Source organism: Mesorhizobium sp. WSM4313, from assembly GCF_002294725.1.
Lineage (GTDB): Bacteria > Pseudomonadota > Alphaproteobacteria > Rhizobiales > Rhizobiaceae > Mesorhizobium.
Genome location: NZ_NSFT01000001.1, coordinates 175,514 through 187,980 on the forward strand (window position 1 = coordinate 175,514; position 12,467 = coordinate 187,980).

At 63.2% G+C, this 12,467-nt stretch carries 12 protein-coding genes; 9 read left to right on the forward strand and 3 right to left on the reverse strand.

What is annotated here, in order from left to right; genetic code table 11:
* Positions 1 to 4: 4 nt before the first annotated feature.
* The 8 genes from CK219_RS00915 to CK219_RS00950 all read left to right on the forward strand — a co-directional run bounded on the left by CK219_RS00915 (position 5) and on the right by CK219_RS00950 (position 9,413).
* Positions 5 to 1,237 (forward strand): hypothetical protein, encoded by a 1,233-nt coding sequence (locus CK219_RS00915; protein WP_095764917.1) that lies wholly within the window; start codon positions 5 to 7, stop codon positions 1,235 to 1,237.
* Positions 1,234 to 1,992: an FkbM family methyltransferase gene (locus tag CK219_RS00920; RefSeq protein WP_095764918.1), complete on the forward strand. Its 759-nt coding sequence runs from the start codon at positions 1,234 to 1,236 to the stop codon at positions 1,990 to 1,992. The genes CK219_RS00915 and CK219_RS00920 overlap by 4 nt, the downstream gene beginning before the upstream one ends.
* 155 nt (positions 1,993 to 2,147) lie before the next feature.
* The gene (locus tag CK219_RS00925) at positions 2,148 to 4,709 is read left to right on the forward strand and encodes an FAD-dependent oxidoreductase (RefSeq protein WP_095764919.1); all 2,562 of its coding nucleotides are present in this window, start codon (positions 2,148 to 2,150) and stop codon (positions 4,707 to 4,709) included.
* Between the two features lie 130 nt (positions 4,710 to 4,839).
* Positions 4,840 to 5,781: a phosphoribosylaminoimidazolesuccinocarboxamide synthase gene (locus CK219_RS00930; RefSeq protein WP_095764920.1), complete on the forward strand. Its 942-nt coding sequence runs from the start codon at positions 4,840 to 4,842 to the stop codon at positions 5,779 to 5,781.
* 76 nt (positions 5,782 to 5,857) lie between these two features.
* Positions 5,858 to 6,700 carry a DUF1194 domain-containing protein gene (locus CK219_RS00935; RefSeq protein ID WP_095764921.1) on the forward strand — a complete coding sequence of 281 codons (843 nt, stop codon included), beginning with the start codon at positions 5,858 to 5,860 and terminating at the stop codon, positions 6,698 to 6,700.
* Positions 6,701 to 6,836: 136 nt separating this feature from the next.
* Positions 6,837 to 7,787 (forward strand): ABC transporter substrate-binding protein, encoded by a 951-nt coding sequence (locus CK219_RS00940; protein WP_095764922.1) that lies wholly within the window; start codon positions 6,837 to 6,839, stop codon positions 7,785 to 7,787.
* A gap of 61 nt (positions 7,788 to 7,848) precedes the next feature.
* Complete coding sequence (locus CK219_RS00945; protein WP_176476899.1) at positions 7,849 to 8,625, forward strand: ABC transporter permease; 777 nt, start codon at positions 7,849 to 7,851, stop codon at positions 8,623 to 8,625.
* Positions 8,622 to 9,413 carry an ABC transporter ATP-binding protein gene (locus CK219_RS00950; RefSeq protein WP_095765546.1) on the forward strand — a complete coding sequence of 264 codons (792 nt, stop codon included), beginning with the start codon at positions 8,622 to 8,624 and terminating at the stop codon, positions 9,411 to 9,413. Before CK219_RS00945 ends, CK219_RS00950 begins: the two co-directional genes overlap by 4 nt.
* 20 nt (positions 9,414 to 9,433) lie before the next feature.
* On the opposite strand, the gene CK219_RS00955 is transcribed toward CK219_RS00950, so the two are convergent.
* The 3 genes from CK219_RS00955 to CK219_RS00965 form a co-directional block, all read right to left on the reverse strand.
* Entirely contained in the window at positions 9,434 to 10,372 is a 939-nt protein-coding gene (locus tag CK219_RS00955) for a GlxA family transcriptional regulator (protein WP_263482302.1), read from the reverse strand.
* 307 nt (positions 10,373 to 10,679) lie between these two features.
* Positions 10,680 to 10,814 carry a hypothetical protein gene (locus CK219_RS32525; RefSeq protein ID WP_095765548.1) on the reverse strand — a complete coding sequence of 45 codons (135 nt, stop codon included), beginning with the start codon at positions 10,812 to 10,814 and terminating at the stop codon, positions 10,680 to 10,682.
* Positions 10,815 to 11,162: 348 nt separating this feature from the next.
* A complete protein-coding gene (locus CK219_RS00965; RefSeq protein WP_095764923.1) occupies positions 11,163 to 11,348 on the reverse strand; it encodes a hypothetical protein in 186 nt (61 codons plus the stop codon).
* Positions 11,349 to 11,567: 219 nt separating this feature from the next.
* Here CK219_RS00965 and CK219_RS00970 point away from each other — a divergent pair, with 219 nt between their 5' ends.
* Positions 11,568 to 12,467 (forward strand): LysR substrate-binding domain-containing protein, encoded by a 900-nt coding sequence (locus CK219_RS00970; protein WP_095764924.1) that lies wholly within the window; start codon positions 11,568 to 11,570, stop codon positions 12,465 to 12,467.

Here is a 12,467-nt window from a genome sequence, read left to right on the forward strand (position 1 = left end):
GAGGATGCTGACCAGGCCGTCCGCTCCGACCAATCCGCTGGAACGATTGACCGGCGCCGGCCTGGCGTGGGGCGAGGGGATTTATGCGCGGTGGGCCGCAACGATCGGGGCGATTGCGTTTTCGCTCTATATCCTGCTGACCGCCGCAACCGCCTGGTTCATGCCCGACGCCAACTGGGACATGCTGCCCTATCTGGCGATCGCCGAGGAAGGCGCCTATCCCGATCCGCAGGCTCTGCACGACTATGCCTACGGCACGGTCAAGGCCGGCGTGGCGGCCGGCGATTACAAGGCGCTGACCGACGACGGCGCCGGCTTCCGCAGCCATATGGCGCAGAATGCCGCCGATTTCCATTCGCTGCTCGGCATGTACCGGATCAAGTTCCTCTATGCCGAAATTCTTTCCGGCCTCAGCCATGTCGTCTCGCCGGTCGAGGCGATGCGGCTGGTGCAGGTGGTTTCCGTGCTTCTGTTCGGCGCCATTACGCTCGCTTGGCTGCGCGCCGCGGACGCGCTGGCGCTGGCGCCTGTCGTCGGCGCCTTGCTGATCATGGCCGATTTCGGCGATGCGGCGCGGGCCTCGACGCCGGACCTTCTGTGCTCGGCACTATTCCTCGGCGGTGTCTTCGCCTATGTGCGCAAGCGCGAGGCGGCGACGGCGGTCCTGCTGTTCCTTGCTTTCCTAGCCAGACCCGACAACATCGTCTTCCTCGCCATTTTTGCGGCGCTGCTCGTCGCTTTCCGTGAGAGGGCATGGGGCGCGCTGGCAGGCTTCGCGGCCTCCTTCATTGCTTATTTCGTCATTTCGCATTGGGCCCAGCATCCCGGCTGGTGGCCGCATCTTTGGTTCTCCCGCATCGAGCAGCATTACAAGATGGACGGGTTCGAACCGCCGTTCTCGGTGACGGCCTATCTCAAGGCCTTCGCCGCCTCGGTGGTGCGTGCCATCAACGTCAACAGCTGGGTCGGCGTGTCGGTTCTGGCACTGGCCGGATGGTACGGCTTGAGCCGCGCCGGTTTCCGGCTCGACCGCCGCGCCGGCATCCTGCTGGCGGCGCTTGTGCTCGGCGTGCTGGCGAAATTCGCCGTCTTCCCGATCCACGACAGCCGCATCTACTTCCCCAATCTTCTGCCGCCCTTCCTGCTGCTTGCCGCGCCGCTGATGGCGCTGTGGGCATCGGCAAGCCAGGGCAGGCACCGCGCCGCGCTGCAGGTCATTCCCGGAGACAAGTCATGAACTCGCTTTCCAGTCTCGCGCGCGTTCTTCTGTCGCTCGGCCTTCCGGCCGGCCTGCTCGATCGCGGCCCCTCTCTGCATGGCACGAAATTCCTCGCCAAGGCGGCGCTTAAGGCACGGTTCGGCGGCAACGGCCGGCCGTTCCAGATGGTCAATGTCGGCGCCTGCGACGGCGCGCTGTTCGACGACGTAACACCCTGGCTGCACCGGATCCCCGGAGCGTGCGCGATGCTGGTCGAGCCGATCCCGTACAATCAGAAGCGGCTGCGCGCCAATTATCCGGATGCCAGCCGCTTCGTCATAGAGCCGGTGGCGGTGACCAGGACCAAGGGCACGATCACGGTCCATACATTCGATGCCGCGGCGCTTGAAGCCGGCACGCTGCCGATCGAGTTCATCGGCTGCTCGTCGGTCACCGACACCAATCTGATGTCGGGCAAGAACGCCTGGGGCGAGGCCGACGGCAATTTCAACAAGTTCGCGCCGCACTTGAAGGATATCGAGGTGCCGTCCGAAACCTTGCAGACTTTGCTCGACCGCAATGGCATCACCCACATTGACGCTTTCCTGGTCGACTGCGAAGGCGCCGACTGGATGGTGTTCGAACAGCTTGACCTTGGCCGCTATCGTCCGGGCATGATCAAGATCGAGGTCGGCGCGCTGCCTGCGGCCGAGATCGGCCAGGTCGTGGTAAAACTGAAGACCGCGGGCTACCAGGTCGGCTTCCAGGCAGAGGACGTTTGGGCATTCGCCTGAGCGTCACCGCATCCGGTGTTGCGCTTGCGCGCCGGGTCGCGCCGTACCTGCGGCGTGTCGCAAACAGGCGGTAGCTCAATCCGCGTCCTCTGCATATTGTGCGCCATTCGAAGGGCGCGCAAACGCGCCCGTCCATCATTCCGGAGTCGCGGGCAATGGCAGAGTTTCCGAAAAAGGCGAAGGTCGTCATCGTCGGCCTGGGCGGTATCGTCGGCGCTTCGGTCGCGCATCATCTGATCGAGCGCGGCTGGGACGACATCGTCGGCATCGACAAGTCGGGCATCCCGACCGATATCGGCTCGACGGCGCACGCCTCGGACTTCTGCTACACGACCAGCCACGACTTCCTGTCCTGCTGGACGACGCTCTACTCGATCGATTTCTACGAGAAGATGGGCCACTACGCCCGCGTCGGCGGCCTCGAAGTGGCGCGTGTCGGCGACGACGCCCGCATGGACGAGATCAAGCGCAAGATCGCCTCGGCAAAATCCTTCGGCACCCGCGCGCGGCTGATCGAGCCGGCCGAGATCAAGGAAAAATTCCCGCTGATCGAGGAACATCTGGTGCAAGGCGGGCTGTGGGATCCGGATGCCGGCCTCGTCATCCCGCGCTCGCAGACGGTTGCCGGCAAGCTTGTCGACCAAGGTGTCGCGGCCGGCAAGCTCCAGGCTTTCGCGAACACCTCGGCCAAGGAGCTGGTCGTCGAGAACGGCCGCATCAAGGCTGTGGTGACGGAACGCGGCACGATCGAGGCCGACTATGTCGTGGTCTGCACCGGCATTTGGGGCCGGCTCACCGCGGCGCTGGTTGGCGAGGACCTGCCGGTCATGCCGATCGACCATCCGCTGACATTCTTCGGCCCCTACAACGAGTTCGCCGGCACCGGCAAGGAGATCGGCTGGCCGCTGCTGCGCGACCAGGGCAACTCTGCCTATATGCGCGACACCGGCGACCCGAAGACCGCCGAGGGCGGCCAGATCGAATGGGGTTATTACGAGGAGACCAATCCGCGTCTGTGCCATCCGCGCGATCTTCTCGAAAAAGACCAGGCGCGGCTCTCGCCGTCGCAGCGCGACCTCGACATGGAGCAGATCATGGCGCCCCTGGAGCGCGCCATGGAGCTGACGCCGATCCTCGGTGAGCTCGGATATAACGAAGGCCATTCCTTCAACGGCCTGCTGCAGGTGACCACCGATGGCGGTCCGTCGATGGGCGAAAGCCAGAAGGTGAGGGGGCTGTGGTATGCCGTCGCCATCTGGGTCAAGGACGGCCCGGGCATGGGCAAGCTGATCGCTGACTGGATGACCGACGGCCGTACCTCGATCGACCATCACGCGATCGACTATTCGCGCTTCTATCCGCACCAGACCAAGGAACAGTTCATCTGGGACCGCTGCACCGAGACGGCGATGAAAGTCTACAATCCGGCGGTGCATCCGCGCGAGCCCTTCTCCAAGGGCCGCAACATCCGCCGCTCGCCGTTCTATGAGCGCGAGAAGGAACTCGGCGGCTATTTCATGGAGTTGGGCGGCTGGGAGCGCGCCCATGGCTACGCGGCCAACGAGCATCTCCTCGAGAAGTATGGCAACCGCGTGCCGGTGCGCGAGAACGAGTGGGACAATCGCCATTTCTGGCGCGTCTCGAACGCCGAGCACCTGGCGATGAGCGATGATTGCGGCATCGTCAACCTGTCGCATTTCTCGATGTATGACATCGAAGGGCCCGACCATGTCGCGTTGCTGGAATGGCTGTGCGCGGCCAAGATCGGCGGCGACAACAATATCGGCAAGGGCATCTACACCCACTTCCTCGACGAGGAGGGCATGGTGCGTGCTGACTTCACGGTGATCCGCATGGCCGATCGCTGCCGCGTGATCGACGGCGCCGACGCCGGCCCGCGCGACTTCCGCTACATGCAGCGCACCGCGCAGGACAAAGGCTTCGACGTCACCGTCACCGACGTGACGGAGAAATACGTCACCATCGGCATCTGGGGACCGAATGCGCGCACGACCCTGCAGAAAGTGGTCGAGGATCCGAACGGGCTGACGCCGGAGAATTTCCCGTTCGCGGCAATCAAGCCGATCCGCATCGGCGGCAAGGACGTCACCGCCTTCCGCATCTCCTATGTCGGCGAGCAGGGCTGGGAATTGCATATGCGCTACGAGGATGGGCTCGCCGTCTGGGACGCGCTGCGCTCCACCGGCGTCATGCCGTTCGGTGTCGAGACCTATGCCAACACGCGCCGCATGGAAAAGAGCCTGCGGCTGCAGAACGCCGATCTGCTTACCGAGTACAATCTGCTTGAGGCCGACCTCGCCCGCCCGAAGGTCAAGGACAACGACTTCTGCGGCAAGGCCAAGCATCTGGAGTATCGCGCCCGCGAGCATCAGCCGGCGATGCTGTGCACGCTGGTAATGACCGACAACAAGGACGCCAAGGGCGTCGCGCGATATCCGGTCGGCACCATGCCGGTCCTCGATCCCGCCACCGGCGAGACGCTGGTCGACGAGCTCGGCCGCCGCTCCTTCACCACTTCGGTCGCCTACGGCCCGACCATCGGCAAGAACATCGCGCTCGCCTATCTGCCCTGGGACTATTGTCAGGAAGGCCGCAAGCTCAACGTGGAATATTTCGGCGAGACCTATCCGGTCGAGGTGGCCGGTGTCGGCTACAAGCCGCTCTACGACCCGGAGAACCTCAAGCCGCGGAGCTGACGACCGGCGCGATAGCGGCAACTGATCGGAAAGCATTGGCCTTCCCTCGGAAGGCCTTCATGCCTGGCTTGATGTGCGCCAGGCCAACAGCTTATGTGGCCCATCAGAGCCCGCGAAAGCCACACGCCCCATGCGCATCCTGTCCGACGCCTTCATTCCCGAACTGCCCAACCGCTACAATGGCAAGGTGCGCGAAAACTACGATCTGCCGGACGGGCGCCGCATCATCATCGCCACCGATCGTCTGAGCGCGTTCGACACGATCCTGGCCTCGATCCCGTTCAAGGGGCAGGTCCTCACCCAGACGGCGCGCTACTGGTTCGAGGAAACAGCCGACATCTGTCCCAATCACGTGCTGGAATATCCCGATCCCAATGTCGTGGTTGGCAGGCGGCTCGACATGCTGCCGGTCGAGATCGTGGTGCGCGGCTATCTGGCGGGGACCACCAGCACCTCGATCCTGACCAAATACAGGAAGGGCGAACGGAGCTTCTACGGTCACACCTTTCCCGATGGGCTGCGCGACAATGAAAAGCTGCCGCAAGCAATCATCACCCCGACCAGCAAGGCCGCCAGCGGCGGCCATGACGAGCCGCTGTCGGAAGCCGAGATCATCGAACAGGGGCTGCTCACGCAGGCGCAGTGGGACACCGTATCGCGTTATGCGCAGCAGCTGTTCGCCCGCGGCCAGCAGCGCGCCGCCGAACGCGGCCTGATCCTGGCCGACACCAAATATGAATTCGGCACCGCGCCGGACGGCGCCATCGTGCTGGCGGACGAAATCCACACGCCCGACAGCAGCCGCTACTGGATCGCGGCGAGCTACGATGAGGCGTTCGAAAGCGGCGGGCGGCCGCAGAGTTTCGACAAGGATTTCATCCGGTCGTGGGTGTCGGCGCGCTGCGATCCCTACACGGATCCGATCCCCAAAATTCCCGACGAGATCGTCAACCAGGCCTCGGCGGTCTATATCCAGGCCTATGAAGCGATCACGGGCGCGAAATTCGTGCCCGACCTTTCCGGTGACAGCGTCCTGGAACGCATCCGTTCGAATCTCGCGCGGTATTTTTGAGCGGTCCCGCGGCGGCGGAATCCGATGCCTGGATTCCCGGCTTTTGCGCGCGGCGATTTTCGCCTAACCTTGCTCCATGTCTGCTTATGCCCGTGCAAGGCATATTTTTTCAGGCAGTGCCGCGCTGGCGCTGGCGCTCTGGCTGACACCGGCAGCTTCTCCCGCCGAGCCCGTCGATGTCGAACTGGTGCTGGCGGTCGATGTTTCGCTCTCGATGTCGCCGGCCGAGCTTGAGATCCAGCGTCATGGTTATGCCGCGGCGCTGACGCATGACAATGTGCTGAAGGCCATCGCCGACGGCGCCTACGGCAAGATCGCGATAACCTATGTCGAGTGGGCAGGCACGACCTGGCAGCGCGTCATCGTGCCGTGGACGGTGATCGCCAATCGCGCCGATGCCGAGAAGGTGGTGGCGCAACTCGATGCCCGTCCGCCCGACAGCGCTCGGCGGACCTCGATTTCCGGCGCGCTGAGCTTCGGCAGTGACCTGTTCCCCGAGAGCGGATTCCAGGGAACCAAGCGCGTCATCGACATCTCCGGCGACGGGCCCAACAATCAGGGCGCGCCGGTCGACCTCACGCGCGACGAGGTGGTCAGGCAAGGCATCACCATCAACGGGCTGCCGTTGATGACGCGCGGCGGTTTCAGCGGCGCCTTCGACGTTGAGAACCTCGACCGCTATTACAGCGACTGCGTCATCGGAGGACCGGGCGCCTTCATGATCCCGGTCAATGACTGGACGCAGTTTCCCGAAGCGATCCGCCGCAAGCTGGTGCTCGAGCTTGCCGGTCCCGCTTCGCTGCAATGGGCGGCGCAAGAGGCGGCGCATCCGCCGGTCGTGCTCGCCGACGACGGGCCGGCCGCGGATTGCCTGGCGGGCGAGAAAATGTGGCGCAACCGCGGCTGGGGCACGCCGTGAGCAATCGAGAAGCCCCTCAACAAGGTCCGCCGGCGGGCGTCGGATTGGACCATCGTCGAGTGCGGCTTCTGCTTCATTGACAAGCCTTTTGGGGTCTGTGAGACAATTCGCGCTCACCGCAAAAAGGGGAACCACAATGGTAAGAACCACCATTTTCGCGGCGGCGCTGACGGCGGCCGCCGTGCTCAGCGCGCCGGCGATGGCGGCGACGTCGCTCACCATCGGCATCAGCGGCTGGACCGGCTTCGCGCCCCTGACCTTGGCCAAGCAGGCCGGGCTTTTCGAAAAGCACGGGCTCAACGTCACACTCAAGAAAGTGCCGCAGGCGAGCCGTCCGCTGGCCATCGCCAGCGGCGACCTGCAATGCGCGGCAACCACGGTCGAGACCTGGATGGTGTGGAACGCCAGCGGCGTCACCACCAAGCAGATCTTCCAGCTCGACAAATCCTATGGCGCCGACGGCATCGTCGTGCGCAACGACATCAAGACCGTCGCCGATCTCAAGGGCAAGAACGTCGCCTCGTCCGCGCCTGGAACCTCGCCCTATTTCCTGCTCGCCTGGGTGCTCAACAAGAACGGCATGTCGACCAAGGACGTGACAGTCGTCAACCTGGAGCCGGACGCGGCGGCGCAAGCCTTCCTCGCCGGCCAGAACGATGCCGCCGTCACCTACGAGCCCTTCATCTCAGCCGTGCGCGACAAGGCCGACCAAGGCCACATCCTGGCGACCACGCTCGATTATCCGATGGTGATGGATACCGTCGGCTGCACGCCGGACTTCCTCAAGGCCAATCCCGATGCCGCCAAGGCGCTCGCCGACAGCTATTTCGACGCGCTCGACATGATCAAGAAGGATCCGCAGAAATCCTACGAGATCATGGGAGCCGACGTGAAGCAGTCAGCCAAGGAGTTCGAGGACTCGGCCAAGTACCTGAAATGGGCCGACAAGGCCGAGAACAAGCAGTTCTTCACCAAGGATTTTCAGGACTTTTCCAAGACCGCGGCAGAGCTGCTGCTGCAGATGGGGCTGATCAAGGAAGCGCCGGATGTGTCGACGCTTGCCGACACCAGCGCGATCGCCGACTGATCGCCTGTCGCCCGATCGGCGGTGTCACGCCGCCGATCCTTTCTCTCAAGGACTTTTCCTGATGCTGCGCCCCTTGCATCCCGTTGCGCCGGGCACGCGAACCGTGCTCGGCGTCGCCTTCTTTGTCCTGTTCGTGGCGTTCTGGGCGTGGATCACGCTCGGCGGCCATGTGAACCGGATCTTTCTTGCCGATCCGCTGTCGATGCTGAAGGATGGCTGGCGGCTGCTCGTCGAAGACCGGTTCTGGCTCGATATCCTGATCACTATCTGGCGCGTCTTCGGCGGCTTCGTGCTGGCGTCGATCGTCGCGGTGCCGATCGGCATCGCCATGGGCGCCTGGAAGCCGGTCGAAGCCTTCCTCGAACCGTTCGTGTCCTTTGCGCGCTACCTGCCGGCGTCGGCCTTCATTCCGCTGCTCATCCTGTGGGCCGGCATCGGGGAACTCGAAAAGCTCCTGGTTATCTTCGTCGGCTCGGTGTTCCAAATCATCCTGATCATCGCGGTCAAGGTCGGCGGCACGAGGCGGGATCTTGTCGAAGCCGCCTACACGCTGGGGGCGACCGACAATGGCATCGTCAAGCGCGTCATCATGCCGGCCAACGCGCCGGAGATTGCCGAAACGCTGCGGCTGGTGCTCGGCTGGGCCTGGACCTATGTCATCGTCGCCGAGCTGATCGGCTCCTCGTCTGGCATCGGCTACATGATCATCAACAGCCAGTCGCGGCTGGCGACGGGTCAGATCATCTTCGGCATTATCGTCATCGGGCTGATCGGGCTGTTGTCCGATTTCGCCTTCAAGGCGCTCAACCGCTGGCTCTATCCATGGAGCCTGGCGTGAGCAAGCTTCTGATCGAAGGCGTCTCGCGGACCTTTGCCGGGGTCAGGGGCGGGGTGCCGGTGCAGGCGCTGCAGCCGGTTGAGCTGTCTGTCTCGGCGAATGATTTCATCACTATCCTGGGACCGTCGGGCTGCGGGAAGTCGACGCTGCTGAGGATCGTCGCCGGGCTGGAGGCGCCGAGCACCGGCCGCGTGCTGCTCGACGGCAAGGCGGTCACAAGGCCGGGGCCGGACCGCGGCATGGTGTTCCAGTCCTACACGCTGTTTCCCTGGCTGACGGTCGCCGAGAACATCGGTTTCGGCCTGCGCGAGCAAGGCAGGCCCGAGCGTGAGCGCAACGAAGTCGTCGCCTCCTATATCGATCTCGTCGGTCTGAAGGGTTTCGAGAACCATTGGCCGAAGCAGCTGTCGGGCGGCATGCAGCAGCGCACGGCGATCGCGCGCGCCTTGGCCAACGATCCCGCGATCCTGCTGCTCGACGAGCCGTTCGGCGCGCTGGACAACCAGACGCGCGGACTGATGCAGGAACTGCTGCTCGGTATCTGGGAGCGGCGCAAGAAGACGGTGCTGTTTGTCACCCACGACATCGAGGAGGCGATCTTCATGGCGTCGCGGGTGATCGTGATGAGCGCACGGCCCGGCCGCATCAAGTCGGATGTCCCGGTCGACCTGCCGCATCCGCGGCACTACACGCTGAAGACCAGCCCGGAATTTTCCGCGCTGAAGGCGCAGCTCACCGAAGACATCCGCATCGAAGCGATGCGGACCGCGCAGACGCAGTCCGCCTAGACGACTTCGCCTCTGCCTCCTTAAGCTGCCAGCAACTGCTTGCGGTCGACGCGCTCCTGCTGCGGCGAGCGGGCGTAGAGCTCGCGGTAGCATTTGGAGAAATGCGAGGCGGAGACGAAGCCGCAGGCCACCGCCACTTCGACCACCGGCAGCGACGACTGGATGAGCAGGTGCCTGGCGCGGTCGAGTCGGATCTCCAGATAGTAGCGAGCAGGCGAGCGGCCCATCTCGGTGCGGAACAGGCGCTCGATCTGCCGGCGGGAAAGATCGACATGGTCGGCGATCTCGATCAGCGACAGCGGTTCGGCAAGGTTGGCTTCCATCAGCTCGATGATGGTGAGCACCTTGGAATTCTGAACGCCGAGGCGGGCGCGCAGCGGCAGGCGCTGGCGATCGGTCGGGCTGCGCACGCGGTCGGTCAGCACCTGCTCGCAGACGCGGTTGACGAGGCTTTCGTCGAAATCGTCGCCGATCAGCTTCAGCATCATGTCGAGCGCGGCGGTGCCGCCGGCGCAGGTATAGACGTTCTGGTCGACCTCGAAGAGGTCGGCAAAGACATTGGCCTTCGGGAATGCCTCGGAAAAGCCCGGCAGGTTTTCCCAATGGATGGCGCAACGCTTGTTGGACAAGAGGCCGGCGGCGGCCAGGATATGCGCGCCGGTGCACAGGCCGCCGACGGCGACGCCGCGATTATACTCCTCGCGCAGCCAGGCGAAGGCCGATTTGTTGTGGTAGCGCTCGACATTGATGCCGCTGCAGACGATCGCCATGTTCGGCCGATCCGGCCCGGCCATCTTCTTGCGCTCTTCCTCGAGCGAGGTGTTGACGGCGCATTCGACGCCGTTCGAAGCGCGCACCGGTTTGCCGTCGATGCTGGCCAGCCGCCAACGATAGGCTTCGTAGCCGAGCATCCGGTTGGCCGAGCGCAGCGGATCGAGCGCCGTCGCAAAGGCGATCATGGTGAAATCGGGAATGAGGAAGAATACAAACGATCTCTTGATCGGATGCTTTACGGCATTCACGGGAAACCTCACGCAGCCATGACGCGAACAGGATGTCGCGAACAGCATAGCGACATCAGGAAAAATCATTCCTGTCAATCGGGTAGGCGGCTAAGTGAAGATTAAATTTGCGACATGGGTCGCAAATGGGCAATTCAGCTGGGCATAAAGCTCCATCGCCCGGGCAATGCAACGTCAACGCACATGAAAACGCCGCCTCGGTTCAACCGGGCGGCGTTGAATTCAGCTTTGGATGCCGATTGCCTCAGGCGACGAAGCCGAGACGGGCAGCATTCATGGCGCCGGTCTGGCCGGGCATGGTCTTGGCGAGACGCTGACGCTCGAGAGCGGTCGTCAGGTTCATTTTGCGGCGGGTGAACAGGCGGGCAAAAAGCTTCATCATCATCTCCATTCGGTTGCTCAGACGGGTCGCCTTCGCTTGATGGAGTGGGGCAGCTCGTTTGCTGGCGTGGATATAGGCTCGCTTCAGCAAAAACTAAATCGCAAAAGCGAAGCGCTTGTTATGAAAAGCGACATCATTTGTGACTTTTTTAGGCGGTGTGCTCAAAATTTCCGATAATTTACAGCGGCTTAATTCGAAAATTAACCCGCTATGCGACTTGTTCATATGCGTCATGCAGCGGCCGCATGGCTGGAAAAGTCATTTGAATGCAAATAAAAAGGCTCTAAACAAACGAAGGCCTGCCGAGCTGATCCGGCAGGCCTTCAGAACTCCATACACACTTGATTACTTCGCTCCGGCCCAGCTTCCAACACCGAGGCGCAAGCCGGTCTTGGCATCGGCGGCTTCCGGCCAGCCGATATCCTTCTGCAGTTCGATCGGCAGGGCATGGATCGCGCGTTCGGTCTGGTAGCGGGCGCGGGCCGCGCTGAATTCGGTCGCAAGCCGACCGATGGACGACAGGATAGACATTTCTTTCTCCTCTATGCGGGCAGGGAGGCGCCCGTCACTGCGTTAAGTCAGGTCTGTTTCAGCTTCATTTCACGTCGATTGCAGGACTGTGTCAGGGTCGTTTCATGGCTGCTTTTGGCAGCATCCTGTATCGATCGAGTTGACTATGCGCCTGGAGTGATGTTCAATCAAACGAAATGGAATGATCGATTGCATCAGAAAAATTGAAGGCAGACTGCCATGAACGCCCCGCTTAATCATCCCTTGCCGCTGCTTGACCTCGATGTGCTGCGCACCTTCGTGGCGATTGCCGAGACCGGCAGCTTTACCACCGCCGCCAATGCGGTGTTCCGCACGCCGTCGGCCGTCTCCATGCAGATCAAGAAGCTGGAGGATATCCTCGGCCGTTCCGTCTTCGCGCGCGACGCGCGTTCGGTGACGCTGACCACGGATGGCGAGATGCTGCTCGGCTATGCGCGCCGGCTGTTGTCGATCAACCGCGAGGTGGTGTCGAAGTTCATCATTCCCGACATTGTCGGCGTGGTGCGGCTCGGTTCCCCGGACGACTATGGCGAGCGCGTGCTGCCGCATGTGCTGAAGCGTTTTGCCCAATCGCATCCCTCGATCGCCGTCGACGTCACCATCGACCAGAGCATCAATCTGCGGCGCCGCATGGACGATCGCGCGCTCGACATCACGCTGCTCACCAATTCCTACAAGACCAGCGCGATCGGCGCGGAGGTGCTTTTGACCGAGCCGATCGTGTGGGCGGGCGCCAAGGGCGGCTGCGCGCATCTGCGCGAACCGCTGCCGGTGTCGCTGTGGGAAGAAGGCTGCGCCTGGCGGGCGGGAGCGCTCGAAGCGCTCGGGCGCGAGGGCCGCAACTACCGCATCGCCTATATGAGCGCACACACGGCCGGCCAGCGCGCCGCGATCATGGCCGACCTCGCGGTGGCGCCGCTGCCGAAGTCCTTCCTCGGCGACGACATGGTCTCGCTGGGCGCCAAGGACGGCATGCCCGAGATCGGCACCTACAATCTTGCCATGGTGGTGGCGCCTGATGCGAGCGCGCCGGTGAAGGCCGTGGCCGACCATATCCGGGCGACGTTCGAAGTGTTCCGGGAAACCGGCAAGTTCTGA

Coding starts and splice junctions, on each gene's coding strand:
- CK219_RS00915 (WP_095764917.1), top strand. CDS start 5: ATGCTGACCAGGCCGTCCGCTCCGACCAATCCGCTGGAACGATTGACC.
- CK219_RS00920 (WP_095764918.1), top strand. CDS start 1,234: ATGAACTCGCTTTCCAGTCTCGCGCGCGTTCTTCTGTCGCTCGGCCTT.
- CK219_RS00925 (WP_095764919.1), top strand. CDS start 2,148: ATGGCAGAGTTTCCGAAAAAGGCGAAGGTCGTCATCGTCGGCCTGGGC.
- CK219_RS00930 (WP_095764920.1), top strand. CDS start 4,840: ATGCGCATCCTGTCCGACGCCTTCATTCCCGAACTGCCCAACCGCTAC.
- CK219_RS00935 (WP_095764921.1), top strand. CDS start 5,858: ATGTCTGCTTATGCCCGTGCAAGGCATATTTTTTCAGGCAGTGCCGCG.
- CK219_RS00940 (WP_095764922.1), top strand. CDS start 6,837: ATGGTAAGAACCACCATTTTCGCGGCGGCGCTGACGGCGGCCGCCGTG.
- CK219_RS00945 (WP_176476899.1), top strand. CDS start 7,849: ATGCTGCGCCCCTTGCATCCCGTTGCGCCGGGCACGCGAACCGTGCTC.
- CK219_RS00955 (WP_263482302.1), bottom strand. CDS start 10,372: ATGATCGCCTTTGCGACGGCGCTCGATCCGCTGCGCTCGGCCAACCGG.
- CK219_RS32525 (WP_095765548.1), bottom strand. CDS start 10,814: ATGAAGCTTTTTGCCCGCCTGTTCACCCGCCGCAAAATGAACCTGACG.
- CK219_RS00965 (WP_095764923.1), bottom strand. CDS start 11,348: ATGTCTATCCTGTCGTCCATCGGTCGGCTTGCGACCGAATTCAGCGCG.
- CK219_RS00970 (WP_095764924.1), top strand. CDS start 11,568: ATGAACGCCCCGCTTAATCATCCCTTGCCGCTGCTTGACCTCGATGTG.